This is a genomic window from Sphingopyxis sp. NJF-3 (assembly GCF_053514865.1).
Genome location: NZ_CM130726.1, coordinates 1,974,526 through 1,991,489, shown reverse-complemented (window position 1 = coordinate 1,991,489; position 16,964 = coordinate 1,974,526). Strand labels below are relative to the sequence as shown.

General features: G+C 66.5%; 18 protein-coding genes and 1 tRNA gene. 7 read left to right on the top strand and 12 right to left on the bottom strand.

What is annotated here, in order from left to right; all coding sequences use genetic code 11:
• Positions 1-49: 49 nt before the first annotated feature.
• The 5 genes from ACOTSS_RS09760 to astD form a co-directional block, all read right to left on the bottom strand.
• Entirely contained in the window at positions 50-475 is a 426-nt protein-coding gene (locus ACOTSS_RS09760) for a DUF934 domain-containing protein (protein ID WP_095388183.1), read from the bottom strand.
• Positions 468-2,102 (bottom strand): nitrite/sulfite reductase, encoded by a 1,635-nt coding sequence (locus ACOTSS_RS09755; RefSeq protein WP_448687997.1) that lies wholly within the window; start codon positions 2,100-2,102, stop codon positions 468-470. Before ACOTSS_RS09755 ends, ACOTSS_RS09760 begins: the two co-directional genes overlap by 8 nt.
• Before the next feature lies 1 nt (position 2,103).
• Entirely contained in the window at positions 2,104-2,400 is a 297-nt protein-coding gene (locus tag ACOTSS_RS09750; protein WP_095388185.1) for a DUF2849 domain-containing protein, read from the bottom strand.
• The gene (gene cobA, locus ACOTSS_RS09745) at positions 2,388-3,185 is read right to left on the bottom strand and encodes a uroporphyrinogen-III C-methyltransferase (protein ID WP_448687996.1); all 798 of its coding nucleotides are present in this window, start codon (positions 3,183-3,185) and stop codon (positions 2,388-2,390) included. The genes ACOTSS_RS09750 and cobA overlap by 13 nt, the downstream gene beginning before the upstream one ends.
• Positions 3,186-3,350: 165 nt before the next feature.
• Complete coding sequence (astD, locus tag ACOTSS_RS09740) at positions 3,351-4,796, bottom strand: succinylglutamate-semialdehyde dehydrogenase (protein ID WP_448687995.1); 1,446 nt, start codon at positions 4,794-4,796, stop codon at positions 3,351-3,353.
• 194 nt (positions 4,797-4,990) lie between these two features.
• Between astD and ACOTSS_RS09735 the strand changes: the two genes are divergently transcribed.
• The 4 genes from ACOTSS_RS09735 to ACOTSS_RS09720 all read left to right on the top strand — a co-directional run bounded on the left by ACOTSS_RS09735 (position 4,991) and on the right by ACOTSS_RS09720 (position 8,827).
• On the top strand, positions 4,991-5,821 hold the full coding sequence (locus ACOTSS_RS09735) for an alpha/beta fold hydrolase (RefSeq protein ID WP_448687994.1): 831 nt from the start codon (positions 4,991-4,993) through the stop codon (positions 5,819-5,821).
• Complete coding sequence (locus ACOTSS_RS09730) at positions 5,818-6,978, top strand: glycosyltransferase family 4 protein (protein WP_448687993.1); 1,161 nt, start codon at positions 5,818-5,820, stop codon at positions 6,976-6,978. Before ACOTSS_RS09735 ends, ACOTSS_RS09730 begins: the two co-directional genes overlap by 4 nt.
• Before the next feature lie 84 nt (positions 6,979-7,062).
• Positions 7,063-8,466 carry an NAD(P)H-dependent flavin oxidoreductase gene (locus tag ACOTSS_RS09725; protein ID WP_448687992.1) on the top strand — a complete coding sequence of 468 codons (1,404 nt, stop codon included), beginning with the start codon at positions 7,063-7,065 and terminating at the stop codon, positions 8,464-8,466.
• A 58-nt stretch (positions 8,467-8,524) separates the two neighbouring features.
• On the top strand, positions 8,525-8,827 hold the full coding sequence (locus ACOTSS_RS09720; RefSeq protein WP_448687991.1) for a GIY-YIG nuclease family protein: 303 nt from the start codon (positions 8,525-8,527) through the stop codon (positions 8,825-8,827).
• A gap of 107 nt (positions 8,828-8,934) precedes the next feature.
• On the opposite strand, the gene ACOTSS_RS09715 is transcribed toward ACOTSS_RS09720, so the two are convergent.
• Positions 8,935-9,933 carry a 2-hydroxyacid dehydrogenase gene (locus tag ACOTSS_RS09715; RefSeq protein ID WP_448687990.1) on the bottom strand — a complete coding sequence of 333 codons (999 nt, stop codon included), beginning with the start codon at positions 9,931-9,933 and terminating at the stop codon, positions 8,935-8,937.
• 126 nt (positions 9,934-10,059) lie between these two features.
• On the opposite strand from ACOTSS_RS09715, the gene ACOTSS_RS09710 reads away from it, so the two are divergent.
• Positions 10,060-10,521: an SH3 domain-containing protein gene (locus ACOTSS_RS09710; protein WP_448687989.1), complete on the top strand. Its 462-nt coding sequence runs from the start codon at positions 10,060-10,062 to the stop codon at positions 10,519-10,521.
• A 59-nt stretch (positions 10,522-10,580) separates the two neighbouring features.
• Here the strand turns inward: ACOTSS_RS09710 and ACOTSS_RS09705 are convergent, their stop codons facing one another.
• The 3 genes from ACOTSS_RS09705 to ACOTSS_RS09695 all read right to left on the bottom strand — a co-directional run bounded on the left by ACOTSS_RS09705 (position 10,581) and on the right by ACOTSS_RS09695 (position 13,129).
• On the bottom strand, positions 10,581-11,048 hold the full coding sequence (locus ACOTSS_RS09705) for an RcnB family protein (protein WP_448687988.1): 468 nt from the start codon (positions 11,046-11,048) through the stop codon (positions 10,581-10,583).
• 280 nt (positions 11,049-11,328) lie between these two features.
• Positions 11,329-12,513 carry an acetyl-CoA C-acyltransferase gene (locus ACOTSS_RS09700; RefSeq protein ID WP_448687987.1) on the bottom strand — a complete coding sequence of 395 codons (1,185 nt, stop codon included), beginning with the start codon at positions 12,511-12,513 and terminating at the stop codon, positions 11,329-11,331.
• 295 nt (positions 12,514-12,808) lie between these two features.
• Positions 12,809-13,129 (bottom strand): hypothetical protein, encoded by a 321-nt coding sequence (locus ACOTSS_RS09695; RefSeq protein ID WP_448687986.1) that lies wholly within the window; start codon positions 13,127-13,129, stop codon positions 12,809-12,811.
• A 194-nt stretch (positions 13,130-13,323) separates the two neighbouring features.
• Between ACOTSS_RS09695 and ACOTSS_RS09690 the strand changes: the two genes are divergently transcribed.
• On the top strand, positions 13,324-14,778 hold the full coding sequence (locus tag ACOTSS_RS09690; protein WP_448687985.1) for a coniferyl aldehyde dehydrogenase: 1,455 nt from the start codon (positions 13,324-13,326) through the stop codon (positions 14,776-14,778).
• A gap of 101 nt (positions 14,779-14,879) precedes the next feature.
• Positions 14,880-14,964, top strand: a tRNA-Leu gene (locus tag ACOTSS_RS09685).
• A 24-nt stretch (positions 14,965-14,988) separates the two neighbouring features.
• Here the strand turns inward: ACOTSS_RS09685 and ACOTSS_RS09680 are convergent.
• From ACOTSS_RS09680 to aguB, 3 genes are all read right to left on the bottom strand, one after another.
• Positions 14,989-15,327, bottom strand: a complete 339-nt coding sequence (locus tag ACOTSS_RS09680; protein WP_448691269.1) for a hypothetical protein — start codon at positions 15,325-15,327, stop codon at positions 14,989-14,991.
• Positions 15,328-15,424: 97 nt separating this feature from the next.
• On the bottom strand, positions 15,425-16,105 hold the full coding sequence (locus ACOTSS_RS09675; protein ID WP_448691268.1) for an FABP family protein: 681 nt from the start codon (positions 16,103-16,105) through the stop codon (positions 15,425-15,427).
• A gap of 3 nt (positions 16,106-16,108) precedes the next feature.
• Positions 16,109-16,960 carry an N-carbamoylputrescine amidase gene (gene aguB / locus ACOTSS_RS09670; protein WP_448691267.1) on the bottom strand — a complete coding sequence of 284 codons (852 nt, stop codon included), beginning with the start codon at positions 16,958-16,960 and terminating at the stop codon, positions 16,109-16,111.
• Positions 16,961-16,964: the final 4 nt, after the last annotated feature.

Below are 16,964 nucleotides of genomic sequence, written 5' to 3'. Positions count from 1 at the left end.
GCCGTGGGGCATCTCGACTTCGCTCGATGCGAACGGGATTTTGGAGGTGTCAGCCATGCCGCAGCTTCCAGATCGGCACCGCGCCGTCGGCGGCGTGCTGATAGACATTCGCATAGCGGCTGAGCGCGGCGTCGACGTCGGCGCGGTTCAGCCCCGCCTGCGGGGCGAAGCTGTCGAAGCCGCAACGGCGCATGAAAGCGACGAGGTCGACGAGCACGTCTCCCTCGGCGCGGATCTCGCCCTCATAGCCCGCCTCGCGCAGGATGCGCGCGGAGGTGAAGCAGCGGCCGTCGCGAAAGCGCGGGATGCCGATCTCGACCAGTTTCACCCGGGCAAGGTGCGGGATCAGCCGGCGCGGGTCGTCGCCCGCCTCGATCCGCACCGCGCTGGCGCCGTCCTGGTCGAGGAAGGCGTCGAGCGAGACCGCAGGCTCCTCGATCGGGTCGTCGTTCCGGAAACGCAGCGCATCAGCCATAAATAGCCTCCTTGAAGGCGTCGAAGCCGACGCGGCGATAGGTGTCGAGGAAGCGCTCACCGGGGTCGCGCAATTCGCGATAGCGCTCGACCGCGCGCTCGACCGCGTCGACGACGCCATCCTCGTCGAAGCCGGGCCCGGTGATCTTCGCCTGCGTCGTGTCTTCGGCTCCCGAACCGCCGAGCAGGAGCTGGTAATTCTCGGTGCCCTTGCGGTCGACGCCGAGGATGCCGATGTGCCCCGCATGATGGTGGCCGCAGGCGTTGATGCAGCCCGAGATCTTGATCTTGAGCTCGCCAAGGTCGCGCTGGCGGTCCATGTCGGCGAAGCGCTGCTGGATCTTCTGCGCGACCGGGATCGAGCGCGCGTTGGCGAGGGTGCAATAGTCGAGACCGGGGCAGGCGATGACGTCGGTGACGAGGTCGAGGTTCGCGTCGGCGAGCCCCGCTTCGTCGAGCGCCTGCCAGACCGCGTAGAGATCGGCCTTGCGGACGTGCGGCAGGACAAGATTCTGCGCGTGGGTCACGCGAACGTCGTCGAAGCTGTAGCGTTCGGCGAGGTCGGCGACGACCTCCATCTGCTCGGCGGTGACGTCGCCGCCGATGCCGCCGATCGGCTTCAGGCTGATGTTGGCGATCGCATAGCCCGGCGCCTTGTGCGCGATAACCTGCTGGTCGACCCACAAGGCGAAAGCGGGGTCCGACCGGTCGATGTCCTCGGACAGGCCCGTTTCGAACGGCGGCGGCGTGAAATAGGCCGCGATCCGATCATATTCCGCCTGCGGAAAGTCGGTGCCGAGGGTCAGGAAATTCTGGAACTCTTCCTCGACCTGGCGCCGGAACTCCTCTTCGCCGAGGTCGTGGACGAGGATCTTCATCCGCTGCTTGTGGATATTGTCGCGCCGCGCGTGGAGGTTCCACACGCGCAGGATCGCCTGCAGATAGGAGAAGATCTGCGACGCCGGGCAGAAGTCGCGGATCTTGTAGGCGATGAAGGGGGTGCGGCCCATGCCGCCGCCGGCATAGACCTCGAAGCCTTCCTCGCCCGCTTCGTTGTGGACGATGCGCAGCGCGCAGTCGTGCCAGCGCAGCGCCGCGCGGTCGGCGGGCGACGAAATGACGCAAATCTTGAACTTGCGCGGCAGATAGCTGAATTCGGGGTGGAAGGTCGTCGCCTGGCGCAGCAGTTCGGCCCACGGGCGCGGATCGCAGATCTCGTCGGCGGCCGCGCCCGCATATTGGTCGGCCGAAATGTTGCGAATGCTCTCGCCGCTGGTCTGGATCGCGTGCATCTCGACCGTCGCCAGTTCGGCGAGGATGTCGGGCGCTTCCTCCAGCTTGATCCAGTGATACTGAAGGTTCTGCCGCGTCGTGAAATGGCCGTAGCCGCGGTCATATTTGCGCGCGATCTCGGCGAGTTTGCGCAGCTGCCGCGAATTGAGCGTGCCATAGGGAATGGCGACGCGCAGCATATAGGCGTGAAGCTGGAGATAGAGGCCGTTCTTGAGCCGCAGCGGCTTGAACTGGTCGTCGTTCATCTCGCCGGCGATGCGGCGGCGGGTCTGGTCGCGGAATTCCTCGACGCGGGCGTCGACCATCGCCTGGTCGTACTGGTCATATTTATACATGTCAGATCACCCAGTCGCCGGCCGCGGGGTCGGCGGGTTTCAGTGTCAGGTCGGGACGCACCGTCGGGCCGAGCGCGCGGATGCGGTCCTTGATATGCGAAGGCCGCGGACCGCTCGCGCTGTCCTCGGCGGTGATGATGTAGCCGCCGTTGACCCGGCGCGCGCCGTCCTCGGCGGCGAGGATCGCCTCGCCCTGGTCGCCGACGTCGGCGGCGTCCTCGACATGGAGCGACCAGCCGCGGCCGGTCCACCAGATGACGGCGCCCGTTTTCAGGTCGTTGCCGGTCAGTAACTGCATGAAAAATCCCTTGTTGAAGTCGCGATGCCGGGGGCGCCGAGGCAGTCGAGCGCATCGGCGCGCGCCGCCACCTTGCCGACGATGATGAGCGCGGGACTCTGGACCGCTTCGCGCGCGACGAGGTCGCCGAGGTCGGTCAGCAGCGTGCGGAGCACGCGCGCCTCGGCGGTGGTGCCGCGCTCGACCACCGCCACGGGCAGGCCGGGCGAGACGCCGTCGGCGATCAGCTTGTCGGCGATGGCGGACGCGGTCGCGAGGCCCATGTAGATGACGAGCGTGCGACCGTGCCCGGCGAGCCCCGACCAGTCCTGATCGGTCAGATCCTTGCACTGGCCGGCGACGAAGCTGACCGCGCTCGCGTCGGCGCGGTGGGTGAGGGGGAGGCGCGCCTGCGCGGCGCAGCCCGCCGCGGCGGTGATGCCGGGGACGACCTCGCAATCGACGCCCGCTTCGCGCGCCGCCTCGAGTTCCTCGCCGCCGCGGCCGAAGATGAAGGGATCGCCGCCCTTGAGGCGGACCACCCGCTTGCCCGCGAGCGTTTCGCGGACGAGCAGTTCGTTGATCCGTTCCTGCTTCATCGTGTGGCGGCTGCGCTGCTTGGCGACGCTGATCCGTTCGACGTGCGGCGGGATCAGCGCGAGCACGCCGTCGCCGACCAGCCCGTCGTGGACGACGAGGTCGGCGCTTTCCAGCAGCCGCGCGGCGCGCAGGGTCAGCAGGTCGGGGTCGCCGGGGCCGGCGCCGACGAGCCACAGCTTGCCCGCAGAAGGAGGAGTCTTTGCCATGCAACATAGATGATTGCTGGGGTCGCGATTGGCAAAGCAGGCTTTATTGGCGGTGGTGAAGGTAAAATTTCCTCTCCACCCTCGTCACCCCGGACTTGATCCGGGGTCCCGCTCAGCAACGTCGAAAAGCCGGACCCCGGGTCAAGTCCGGGGTGACGGGGGATGTCAAAGATATTTCTTCGTCACCAGTTGCGACCCTTCGGGATCGCGCATTCCTACGCCGATCGAAGCGCGCATCGCGTCGCTTTCGGAGCTTGCAACGGGATAGGCGCAATAATCGGCGGCGTAGAAGGCGCTCGGCCGGTGATTGCCCGACAGGCCGATGCCGCCGAAGGGCGCGGCGGAGGAGGCGCCGTTGGTCGGGCGGTTCCAGTTGATCACCCCCGCGCGGGCGTTGGCCCAGAACTGGTCGTAGAGCTGCGGCGTGCCGCCGATCAGCGCCGCCGAAAGGCCGAAGGCGGTATTGTTCGCCTCGGCGATCGCGGCCTCGAAGCTGTCGACGCGGATCACCTGCAGCAGCGGGCCGAACAGCTCGATGTCGGGGCGCTCGGGCATCGCGGTGACATCGATGATGCCGGGGGTCAGGAAGGGGCGGTCGGCGACCGGCCGCGTCATGTGGCGGATCACCTGGCCGCCGTTCGACATCAGGATCAGAAAGCTCTCGGTCAGCCCGTCGGCCGCTTCATTGTCGATCACAGGGCCCATATAGGGCGCCGGTTCGGCGTGCGGATGGTCGACGATCAGCCGGTTCGCGAGCGTCTTGACCTCCTCGATCAGCCGCTCCGCCATCGCCTCCTTGACGATCAGCCGCCGCGCGTTGGTGCAGCGCTGCCCCGCGCTCAGAAAGGCCGACTGGACAACGAGGATCGCCGCGGTGCGGATGTCGGCCGTATCCCAGACGACGACGGGGTTGTTGCCCCCCATCTCGAGCGCGAGCATCTTGCCCGGCTGGCCCGCGAACTGGCGGCTGAGCGCGAGCCCGGTGCGCGCCGATCCGGTGAAGAGCAGCCCGTCGATGCCCTCATGCGAGGCGAGCGCCTTGCCCGTTTCGGGGCCGCCGATCACGAGGCGCAGCACCTCTTGCGGCACGCCCGCGCTATGGAAGAGTTCGACCAGCTTCGCACCTGTCGCCGGGGTCTTTTCGGACGGCTTGAACAGCACCGAATTGCCCGCGAGCAGCGCGGGGACGATATGGCCGTTCGGCAGGTGCGCGGGAAAATTATAGGGGCCGAGCACTGCGAGCGCGCCGTGGGGCTTGTGGCGCACGGCGTTGCGCAGCCCCATCGCGCCCTCGATCCGGCGGTTGGGGGTGCGCTCGGCATAGGCCTTGACCGAAATATCGACCTTGTTCGCGACCGATTCGATCTCGGTGCGCGCTTCCCACAGCGGCTTGCCGGTTTCGCGCGCGATCAGGTCGGCCAGCGTTTCGGCCTCGGCCTTCACCCGGTCGGCGAAGCGGCGGAGGGTCTCGGCGCGGAAGGTGACGGCCTGCGCCGCCCAGGCGGGCCAAGCGCGGCGGGCGATCTCGACCTCGTCGTCGACGCGGCTGACGGGCCCGCGCCACAGCTCTTCACCGGTCGCGGGTTCGAAGGAAAGCAGGTCTTCGTTCATGGTCGCTCGCCTCTTATCGGTGAAAGCGGGTGGCGGCAACCGGCGGGCGGCGACGGACGGCTTGCGCGCCGTCGCCGGGTTGGCGATAGACGGCGTGTGGAAACGCAGGAAGGGGACGGGTCATTACGGTCAAGCAGGACATCCGGGCCGACGGGCTCGACTGGTCGGACCATTATTGGTGGTCCGCCGACGGCGTGCGGCTGCACGCGCGTGTCTATGCGGGGCCGGAAGCCGCCGCGGAGGCGCCGCCGGTGCTCTGCATGCCCGGTCTCGCCCGCAACGCCCGCGATTTCGAGGCGCTCGCGCCGCATGTCGCGCGGTCGCGCAGGACTATCGTCGTCGAGTTCCGCGGCCGCGGCGAGAGCGCCTATGCCAAGGACCCGATGACCTATGTTCCGCTGACCTATGTGCAGGACGTCGTGGCGTTGCTCGACGAGCTGGAGATCGCGCGCTTCGCGACGATCGGCACCTCGCTCGGCGGGCTCGTGTCGATGTTGATGGCGGCGAGCATGACGGGGCGCCTCGTCGGCGCGGTGCTCAACGACGTCGGCCCCGAACTGGAGGCGAAAGGGCTCGAACGCATCCGCGACTATATCGGCGCTGGCGGCGGCCAGCCGACTTGGATTCACGCGGCGCGCGCCTTCGCCGAGCTCAACGCCGCCGTCTATCCGGGCTATGGCATCCACGACTGGCTGCGTCTCACCAAGCGCACCCACCGCCTGACCCCCGAGGGGCGGATCGTCACCGATTACGACAAGCAGATCGCGGCGCCGCTGCGCCTGCCGGCGCCCGAGGCAGGGATCGACCTGTGGCCCGCCTATCGGGCGCTCGGCGACATTCCGGTGCTGGTGCTGCGCGGCGCGCTGTCGGACATATTGGCGAAGGGCGCGGCGCAGAAGATGGAGCAGGCGCTGCCGGGCGCGTGGCTGGTCGAGGTGCCCGGCGTCGGACACGCGCCGACGATGGACGAGCCCGCGGCGGTCGCGGCGATCGACGCCTGGCTCGCGGACCTGCCCGCGACGTGACCGGGCGCGAGCATCCCGTCCGTATCCTGCATCTCCATTCGAGCTTCTCGCTCGGCGGCAAGGAAGCGCGCGCGGTGCGGCTGATGAACCTGATGGAGGATCGAGCGCAGCACGCGATCCTGTCGGCGATGCCCGACGCGCTCGGCGCACGCGACGCGATCGCGCCGGGGATCGAGGTCGATTTCCCGAAGGATGCGCCGCCGCTCCACGGCAAGCCGGGTCTCGCGCGCTACCGCGACCTCGCCGCCTATATGCAGCGGTTCGACATGGTGCTCAGCTATAATTGGGGCGCGATGGACGGGGTTATGGCGCGCCGCGTCTTCGCGCCGTTCAAGCGACTGCCCTCGCTGATCCATCACGAGGACGGGTTCAACGAGGACGAAAGCATTCGACGCAACTGGAAACGCAACGCCTTTCGTCGCCTCTCGCTGCCGACCACGGGCGCGCTGGTCGTGCCGTCGGCCTTGCTCGAGCGCATCGCCATGGATGAATGGAAGGCTGGGACGCGCACCCACCTGATCCGCAATGGGATCGATGTGGCAGCCTATGGAAATGGGCCGGACACACCGATCCCCGGTTTCGAGCGCCGCGCCGGCGAGGTGGTGATCGGCACCGTAGCCGGGCTGCGCAAGGTCAAGGATCTGCCGCGGCTCGTCCGCGCGGTGGCAATGCTGCCGCCGAACGTGCGGCTGGTGATCGTCGGGGAGGGCCCCGAGCGTGCCGCAATCGCGGCCGCGGCGGCGGCGTGCGGCATGGCCGACCGGCTTGTCATGCCCGGCTTCATGGCCGAACCCGCGCGCTGGATCGGCCATTTCGACCTCCTCGCGCTGTCGTCGCTCAGCGAACAGGCGCCGATCGCGGTGATCGAGGCGATGGCGGCGGGGTTGCCCGTCGTCAGCCCCGATGTCGGCGATGTTGCCGCGATGGTGGCCGGCGACAACCGGCCCTTCGTGGCGGGCGACGAGGCAGCTTTCCGCGCCGCGCTGGCGCGGATGGCCGACGATCCGGCACTCCGCGCCGCGGTCGGCGCGGCGAACCGGCGCGTCGCCGCCGAACGCTTCGACGAATCAACGATGGTCGATGCCTATGAAAGGCTCTATGCTCGGGCCCTTGACGGATATGGTCCGTTCAGCGGTCGCCGGGTCGGGACCGATTGACAAAGGGGGCCGTCTTCCGCTTACGGAAACGGTACGGGGGCCGGCGCGCGATCGCGCGGCCGGTGGAGAGAAAGAGGTTCTGACGTGTTCAAAGGTTTGAAGCCCATCCTTTACGGCGGACGCGAGGTCTGGCCGCTGGTCGAGGGTGGCAAGGGCGTGTCGGCGACCAACCATATGTCGAGCGGCGCCTGGGCCGCGGCGGGCGGCATCGGCACCGTGTCGGCGGTCAACGCCGACAGCTACGACGCCGAGGGCAAGATCATCCCGCAAATCTATCGCGCGCTGACGCGGCGCGAGCGTCACGACGAACTGGTCAACTATGCGATCGATGGCGCGGTCGAACAGGTCAGGCGCGCCTATGACGTCGCGAGCGGCAAGGGCGCGATCAACATCAACGTGCTCTGGGAAATGGGCGGCGCCCAGCGCGTGCTCGAAGGCGTGCTCGAAAAGACCAGGGGGCTGGTCACCGGCGTCACCTGCGGCGCGGGCATGCCGTACAAGCTCAGCGAGATCGCGGCGCGGCACAATGTCCATTATCTGCCGATCATCTCCTCGGCGCGCGCCTTCCGCGCACTGTGGAAGCGCGCCTATCACAAGGTCGCCGACCTGATGGCGGCGGTGGTTTACGAGGATCCCTGGCTCGCTGGCGGCCACAATGGCCTGTCGAACGCCGAGGATCCGCTGGTCCCCGAGGATCCCTATCCGCGCGTCAAGGCGCTGCGCGACACGATGCGCGCCGAGGGGATCGCGGACACGGTGCCGATCGTGATGGCGGGCGGCGTCTGGTATCTGCGCGACTGGGAGGATTGGATCGACAATCCCGAGCTCGGTCAGATCGTCTTTCAGTACGGCACCCGCCCGCTGCTGACGGTCGAAAGCCCGATTCCGCAGCAGTGGAAGGACCGGCTGCGCACGCTCGACGACGGCGACGTGCTGCTCCACCGCTTCTCGCCCACCGGCTTTTATTCGAGCGCGGTGCGCAATCCCTTCCTGCGCGACCTCGAGGCGCGCACGGAACGCCAGATACCCTATTCGAAGCAGGAGGCGGGCGACCATATCGTCCAGCTCGACGTCGGGGTGAAGGGCAAGAATTTCTGGGTCACGCCGCACGACCGCGCCCGTGCGCGCGACTGGGCGGCCGAAGGCTATACCGAGGCACTGAAGACCCCCGACAACACGGTGGTTTTCGTGACCGAGGACGACAAGGCGACGATCCGCAAGGATCAGGCGGACTGCATGGGCTGCCTCTCGCACTGCGGTTTTTCGTCGTGGAAGGACCATGACGACTATTCGACCGGCTACCTCGCCGACCCGCGCAGCTTCTGCATCCAGAAAACGCTGCAGGACATCGCGCACGGCGGCGATACCGAACAGAATCTGATGTTCGCGGGCCACGCCGCGTTCAACTTCAAGACCGATCCCTTCTACTCGAACAACTTCACGCCCACGGTGAAGCAGCTCGTGGACCGGATTCTGACGGGGGATTGAGGAGCAGCTTCCAAACACGCCGTCATTGCGAGCGAAGCGAAGCAATCCAGGGGCGACCATGCGCGAACGCCTGCCAGCGGTCTACATCATGGCGAGCAAGCGCAACGGGACGCTCTATACGGGCGTGACGTCCGGGCTATTGCAGCGCGTGTGGCAGCATCGGGAGGGCCTTGGCGGCTTCTCGACCCGCTACGACTGCAAGATGCTCGTCTGGTTCGAGATGCATTCGAGCATGGAAACCGCCATCGCTCGGGAGAAGCAGATCAAGGCCGGGAGCCGAGCGAAGAAACTAGCGCTGATTGAGGCGGAAAATCCGCTTTGGCGGGACCTATGGCCCGATATTCTCGACGGCAGCGAATGACGCTCTGGATTGCTTCGCTTCGCTCGCAATGACGGTGCGTTATAGATCTTCGTCATTGCGAGGAGCGCAGCAACGAAGCAATCCAGAGCGATCTCACGCGTCCTCCGCTAAACCCACCCCTCCAGCACCTGGTCGGGCGGGCGGTGACCGTCGCTCCATGCGCGGATGTTGGCGATGACTTTCTCGCCCGACGCCTCGCGCCCCTCGATCGTCGCCGAGGCGAGGTGGGGGAGCAGCACGACATTGTCGAGCGCGAGCAGCGCTGGGTCGACCGCGGGTTCGTGGGTATAGACGTCGAGCCCCGCGCCCGCGAGGCGGCGCGTCTGGAGCGCCGCGATCAGCGCCCTTTCGTCGACGATCTCGCCGCGCGCGGTGTTGATCAGATAGGCGGTCGGCTTCATCGCGGCGATGCGGGTGGCGTTCACCAACTCGTGCGTCTCGCTGGTGTGCGGACAATGGATCGTCACCACATCGCTGATCCTCAGCAGCGTGTCGATGCTCGCATGATAGCTCGCGCCGAGTTCCTCCTCGATCTCGGCGGGCAGGCGCTTGCGGTTGTGATAATGGATCGACAGGCCGAAGGCGCGCGCGCGCCGCGCGACGGCGAGCCCGATGCGGCCCATTCCGACGATGCCGAGCAATTTTCCGCCGAGCCGGTGGCCGAGCATCGTGCTCGGCGCCCAGCCTTCCCATTTGCCCGAGCGCATCAGCTTTTCGCCTTCGGCCAGACGGCGCGGGACGCTGAGGATCAGCGCCATCGTCATGTCGGCGGTGTCCTCGGTGAAGACCCCCGGCGTATTCGCGACCATGATGCCCCTGGCACGCGCTGCGGCGAGGTCGATGTGGTCGACTCCGGCGCCGAAATTGGCGATCAGCTTCAGCCGCTCGCCCGCCGCGGCGAGGACATCGGCGTCGATCGCGTCGGTCACCGTGGGGACAAGTACGTCGCAGTCGGTGATCGCGGCCTTCAGCTCGGCGGGCGTGAAGGCGCGGTCGCGCGCCGACAGCACGACCTCGAACAATTCGGCCATGCGTGCCTCGACGTGCGGCATCAGCTGGCGGGTGACGATGACGCGCGGGCGTTTGGGGCGAGAGGAATCGGGCATGGCCGCCGATAGAGCGCGGCGGCGGCCGGGGGTCAAGGGGGCCACCGTGCATATGGCTGTGGACGGTGGGTTGTTTGCGCGCTGCGACCGGTTGATAATGCGCGCCGATTTTGACAAGGGTTGGCGATGACCAGCCGAAAATTCGCCCTGATTTTGTTGAGCCTTGCCGCCATAGGCCCCGCCGCTGCCCAATCGTCCGACCCCGAACTGCCCTATTGGGCGTCGATCAGCGTCGACGAGGCGCGGATGCGCAAGGGGCCGTCGCCCGACGTGCCGGTGATCTGGGAGTATCGGCGCCGCGACCTGCCGGTGAAGGTGATCGCGCGGCATGAGACTTGGCGCAAGGTCGAGGATCCCGACGGCACGCAAGGCTGGATGGCCGCGCGCCTGCTCAGCCGCACGCGCACCGCGATCGTCACGGGCGGCGTGCGCCCGATGCGTCAATCGCCCGAGCCGGCCGCGTCGGTCGCCTATCGCGCCGAGGCGGGGGTCGTGGGACGGATCACCGACTGCAAGAAGGGCTGGTGCCTGCTCGACGTCAAGGGCAAGCGCGGCTGGATCGAGACCGATCATATCTGGGGCGATTGACGCCCGCACGAAAAAGGGCCGGACGGTCGCCCGTCCGGCCCTCTTGCCGGGTCCATCGCTCAACGCCAGCGGAAGTGGTTGCGATAGAGTTTGATCACCTTGCCGCTGCGTACATTGACCAGCAGCAGGTCGTTGTAGTGGCGGACATAGGCGAGGTTGCGTCCCGCCCGCGGCACACCCCAGCGGCTGTCGTAGCTCAGGCGATAGCTGGGCGCATAATAGGTCGGCCGCAGCGTCGATCCGATACGGAACTGCTGATATCTGAACGGCGCACGCCAGTTCTGGTAGCGGTTGTCGCGGCGCCAGTCGCGCTTGTCCTCGCGATATTCCTGCCGCGCGTCGCGCAGGTCGCGGCGCTGCTCGCGCACATCGCCGCGGTCGCCGTGGCGAACCGCCTGGCGTACGTCGCGCTTCTGTTCGCGGACTTCCTGCCGGTCGCGGCGAAGCTCACCGGTCTGCGCCTGCGCGACCGCGGGAACCATCATCGCGGCGATCAGGCCGGCGGTGAGAAATTTCATCTTCTTCATCTTGCCATTCCTTTGCATCCGTCAGGGGGAGGGGGATCTGCCCGATGACGGAGAAAGGACTAGGCGAGTCGATTTGAACGGGCGCGGAATGCCGCGTTTATTTTCCGGTCATGAGTGTCGCAATATGTCGCGCGGAGCGGTGGGGCGTGGGGCAGGTGCGACGAGCATCGGGACCTTTTTTGCTTCGTCATTGCGAGCGAAGCGAAGCAATCCAGGGCGGTGATCGCCTACTCTGGATTGCCGCGTCGCTTCGCTCCTCGCAATGACGGATTTACGGCGGTCAGACCAGCTCGACCGCGACCGCGGTCGCCTCGCCGCCGCCGATGCACAGGCTCGCGATGCCGCGCGTCTTGCCGTGGCGCTGGAGCGCCGCGATCAGCGTCGTGATGATGCGTGTGCCGCTCGCGCCGATGGGATGGCCGAGCGCGGTCGCGCCGCCGTGGACGTTGATCTTCTCGTGCGGGATGCCGAGGTCGTGCATCGCGAACATCGCGACGCAGGCAAAGGCTTCGTTGACCTCGAACAGGTCGACGTCGCCGATCGACCAGCCGGCCTTGGCCAGCACCTTGTTGATCGCGCCGACGGGAGCGACGGTGAAATCCTTGGGCTCCTGCGCGTGCGCGGCGTGCGCGACCAGCTTCGCGACCGGCTTCGCACCCTTCGCCTCGGCAACCGACTGGCGCGTCAATACGACCGCGGCGGCGCCGTCCGAGATCGACGAACTCGTCGCGGCCGTGATCGTGCCGTCCTTCGCGAAGGCCGGCTTCAGCGTCGGGATCTTGTCGGGATTGCCCTTGCCGGGGGCCTCGTCGGTGTCGACGACGACTTCGCCCTTGCGGGTCGCGATGGTGACCGGCGCGATCTCGCCGACGAAGGCGCCTTCGGCGATCGCCGCCTTGGCGCGGTTCAGCGATTCGATCGCATAATCGTCCTGCGCCTCGCGGCCGAGCTGATAGGCGTCGGCGGTGTCCTGAGCGAAAGTGCCCATCGCGCGGCCCGCGTCATAGGCGTCCTCGAGCCCGTCGAGGAACATATGATCATAGGCGGTGTCGTGCCCGATGCGCGCGCCCGAACGATGCTTCTTGAGCAGATAGGGCGCGTTGGTCATCGATTCCATGCCGCCCGCGACGACGAGGTCGATACTGCCGGCGGCGAGCGCCTCGGCGCCCATGATCACGGTCTGCATGCCCGAACCGCACACCTTGTTGACCGTGGTCGCCTGGACCGATTTGGGAAGGCCCGCCTTGATCGCGGCCTGCCGCGCTGGCGCCTGGCCGAGCCCTGCGGGTAGAACGCAGCCCATGTAGATGCGCTCGATATCGTCGCCCTTGACCCCCGCGCGCTCGACCGCCGCCTTGACCGCGGTTGCGCCGAGGTCGGTCGCGCTGGCGTCCGAGAGGGCGCCCTGCATGCTCCCCATCGGGGTGCGGGCATAAGAGAGGAAGACGACGGGATCGGTGGTCATGGCGGGAGACTCCGTAAGGGAAAGAAGGTTCGGCGGATGGGTTAGCCGAAATGCTGCACTTGCGAAAGGGGGGGCGCCGATCCCCCGGCTCCGTTCCCTTCGCGAGACGGGCGGCCAAAGTTCAGTGAAGTTCAGCCCAGTGGCGATCCGGTCGGGCTGCCGCCTGAGGTGAAAAGGCGGGTGGATTGCGTGCCGGAATGGAAAGGATGTTGCTCATCCGCAATCTTGAAGCATAGCGGGATATTGTAGGAAAGCGGTTTTTCCGAGGAGTGCGTTTGGAGGGGTGAGTGGGCTGTCACCGTAAAGCGGTGAACGACCGGAAAGGGGTGGGAAAGCTGCCATTCAAAATCACGTCATGCTGAACTTGTTTCAGCATCCATGACCCGGCGTTATCCGGCCAGGCCGCGCCAGTTTGTTTTTCGCACCAAGACACAAAGCCACGAAGAAGGAAGCCTTCGGCCGACAGGCCTGTTTCCTTACCAACGACGCGGCTGGCCGCAGCGCGGGAAAGGAAGGCCGCTTTGCGGCCGGCGCAACACCTTGGTGGCTTTGCGTCTTTGTGCGAAACAAAAGGCGCGGCGCCAAAACACAGCTCAGGCCATGGATCCTGAAACAAGTTCAGGATGACGATGCAATAAACGTCCGAAACCGGTCATTCCGTGACCGTCCGCGTTCCTACTCGGTTCAGACGCCCCGCCGTCGGGACCGGGCGGCGACCCTTTGGATCGCGCCGGGGCGCCGGTTTCAACTTGCAGTCAGTCGCCGGTCATGGTGAAGTCGCGTAAATTCCAAAAGGGGGAGAGACGGGTCATGGCTACCGCGATCACACAGGATATCGCCGGGGAAACGGCGCGTATGAACGAAGTGCTCGCGGCGCAAAGGGCGGGCTTCACCGCCGCCATGCCCGAAAGCCTCGCGGTGAGGACCGATCGCATCGATCGGGCGATCGCGCTGCTCGTCGACCATGCGGACGATTTCGCGAAGGCGGTGAGCGAGGATTTCGGGCATCGCAGTCGCGAACAGACGTTGATGACCGACATCATGCCCTCGGTCAGCGCGCTGAAGCATGCGAAGAAGCATATGGCGAGCTGGGCGAAGGGCGAAAAGCGCAAGCCGACCTTTCCGCTCGGGCTACTCGGCGCGAAGGCCGAGGTGGTGTTTCAACCCAAGGGTGTCGTCGGGGTCGTGTCCCCGTGGAACTTCCCCATCGGCATGGTCTTCGTGCCGATGGCGGGCATCCTTGCCGCGGGCAACCGCGCGATGATCAAGCCGAGCGAGTTCACCGAGAATGTCTCCGCCCTGATGGCGCGGCTCGTCCCCGATTATTTCGACGAGAGCGAGATGGCGGTGTTCACCGGCGGGCCCGACATTGGTGTGGCATTCTCGAAGCTCGCCTTCGACCATCTCATCTTCACCGGCGCGACGAGCGTCGGCAAGCATATCATGCGTGCCGCGGCCGACAATCTGGTGCCGGTGACGCTCGAGCTCGGCGGCAAGTCGCCGACCTTCATCGGGCGCAGCGCGAACCGCGACCTCGTCGGCCAGCGCGTCGCGATGGGCAAGCTGATGAACGCGGGGCAGATCTGCCTTGCCCCCGACTATCTGCTCGTCGCCGAGGATCAGGAAGGCGCGGTGATCGACAGCGTGACGAAGGGTGCCGCGGCGCTCTATCCGACGCTGCTCGCCAACGACGACTACACCTCGGTCGTCAACACGCGCAACTATGACCGGCTGCAGTCCTACCTTGCCGACGCACGCGATAAGGGCGCCGAGGTGGTCGAGGTCAACCCCGCGGGCGAGGATTTCGCAAGTTCGAACGGCCACAAGATGCCGCTCCACATCGTCCGCAATCCGACCGACGACATGAAGGTGATGCAGGAAGAGATTTTTGGACCGATCCTGCCGGTTAAGACCTACCGGGCCATCGACGACGCAATCGACTATGTGAACGCGCACGATCGCCCGCTCGGCCTCTATTATTTCGGGCAGGACAAGAGCGAGGAGGACCGCGTGCTGACGCGGACGATCTCGGGCGGGGTCACCGTCAACGACGTGCTGTTCCACAATGCGATGGAGGATCTGCCCTTCGGCGGCGTCGGACCGTCGGGGATGGGCAATTATCATGGGCTCGACGGTTTTCGTACCTTCAGCCACGCGCGCGCGGTCTATCGCCAGCCGAAGTTCGACGTCGCCGGCATGGCGGGCTTCAAGCCGCCCTATGGCAAGGCAACGGCGAAGACGCTGGCGCGAGAGCTCAAGAAATAGCTTGGCAAGCGGCGGCGCTTCGCCTTAGGGGAGGCGCCGTCTATCCATGGTCTCGACCATGGTCGGACTTTGTCTCGCGCCCGACGCAGTCGGGCGAGGGGGCCCCTGTGGTGAAATTGGTAGACGCGCTCGACTCAAAATCGAGTTCCGCAAGGAGTGCTGGTTCGAGTCCGGCCAGGGGCACCATCATTTCCGGCGGCGTGGCCGGGATCAGCCCTTGTCTTCGAGGTCTAGCGCCTCTTCGAGCGCCTCGATCGAGCCCACCGGGTCCGCAGGTTCGCCGCAGTGCGGAAAGATGGCGTCGAGCCGGCGGCGCAGCGTCTCGTCGAACAGCGTCTGGTTCGATATGCGCGCCTGCGACAGGGTGAGTTCCATGCGGATCGCGTCCTTGATCCGTTCGAGGGCGGGCTTGTCGAGAATGCCGACCTTCAAAAGCTCCTCGCAGAGCTGGATCAGGCCGACCGTCGTCGCATGGGCGCGCAGGCCGATGAAATCGATCGTCCGGTGCAATTCGCGCGCACCCGCCGCGCGCTGTTCGATGCTGCTCATCTCACTCTCCCTCACCACCCCGCAAAGGCCGCCGGCCTGTGGACCGGTCTGCCGCCTCGTCGGTGCTTAGCAGGTTAAGTGTATCCGGGGCACGGTGTCAAACGCCCGTTGACGCCGGCTTCGCCGCTCGTGCGATCTTCGCCCACGGATTGAGGTCGGGCTCGGCGATCTTGGTGAGCCGGTTGCGGTCGCGATGGAGGAAGGGCTCGCTTTGACCTTTGACCATCAGCACCGTGTCGAGAACATAGCTCCAGCCGCCATCGTCATGAAAATCGACGCTAATCTGATATGTGTCGGTGCGGAACGCCAGTTCGAGGAAGGTCGTCGAGCAGATGCCATATTCGGTTTGCCCGCGCGTCGCGGTCAGCACGAGGCGCTTCGCATCGGGCTCGGCATGTCCCGCCGCGATCGCGATCTGGCCGCGCGGAATCGCCAGCGTCTGCAGGATCAGCCCGGTCGCGGGCTCGTAGAGCCAGTATCCGACCTGGTCGTGGAAGGCGATGTCCTCTTCGGGGGTGTTGATGTGGACGTGATAGCGCAGGCCATAGAAGAGCTGCGGCCCGTTCGCCTGCGCGTCGATCGGCTGCATCTCGATCCGCTCGTAATATTGGCGCGTTTCGGGGCCGTCGGCCTTGGGGTTGACGTCGACCCCGCGCTGCCCCTCCCAGATGCCGGCAAGGCGGCGCAGCGGCCCGAGCCGGGCGAGCGTGTCGGGATCGACATCGTCGGGCTCGGTGAAGATGTCGTCGGGAACCTGCATCGTCTTGCCCCTGTCCATGCGTCAGATGTCCTCGGCCAGCCGACCGTAGAGCTGCGGCCGCCGGTCGCGGAAGAAGCCCATGCCGGCGCGGTGCTGCGCGGCGCGATCGAGGTCGATCGTCTCGACCAGCACACCGCTTTCCTCGCGCCCGAACGCCTGCGCCAGATCGCCCCATTCGTCGGTGATGAAGCTGTGGCCGTAGAAGTCGGCTTCACCCTCGCGCCCGATGCGATTGGCGGCGATCACCGGCATGCAGTTCGACACGGCATGGCCTTGCATCGCGCGGCGCCACATGCGGCTGGTGTCGAGGTCGGCATCATAGGGTTCCGATCCGATCGCGGTCGGATAGAAAAGCAGTTCGGCGCCCATCAGCGCCATCGCGCGCGCGGTTTCGGGATACCATTGGTCCCAGCATACCCCGACGCCGATCCGCGTCCCGAAGACGTCCCAGACCTTGAAGCCCGTGTTGCCGGGGCGGAAATAATATTTCTCCTCATAACCCGGCCCGTCGGGAATGTGGCTCTTGCGATACGTCCCCATGATCGCGCCGTCGGGGCCGATCATCGCGAGCGTGTTGTAATAATGCGGCCCATCCTTCTCGAAGAAGCTGGTCGGGATCGCGACCTTGTGCTTCGCGGCGAGCGCCTGCATCGCGACGACGCTCGGATGCTCGGCGGTCGGGCGCGCGTTCGCGAACAGCGCCTCTTCCTCGACCTGGCAGAAATAGGGCCCCTCGAAGAGTTCGGGCGGCAGGATGACCTGCGCGCCCTTTCCGACCGCCTCCCCGACGAGCGCCGACACGGCGTCGATGTTCGGCTGGGCGGGGCCGGGCAGGGGAAGCTGCAATGCGGCGACGGTGAGGGTGCGGGTCATCGCT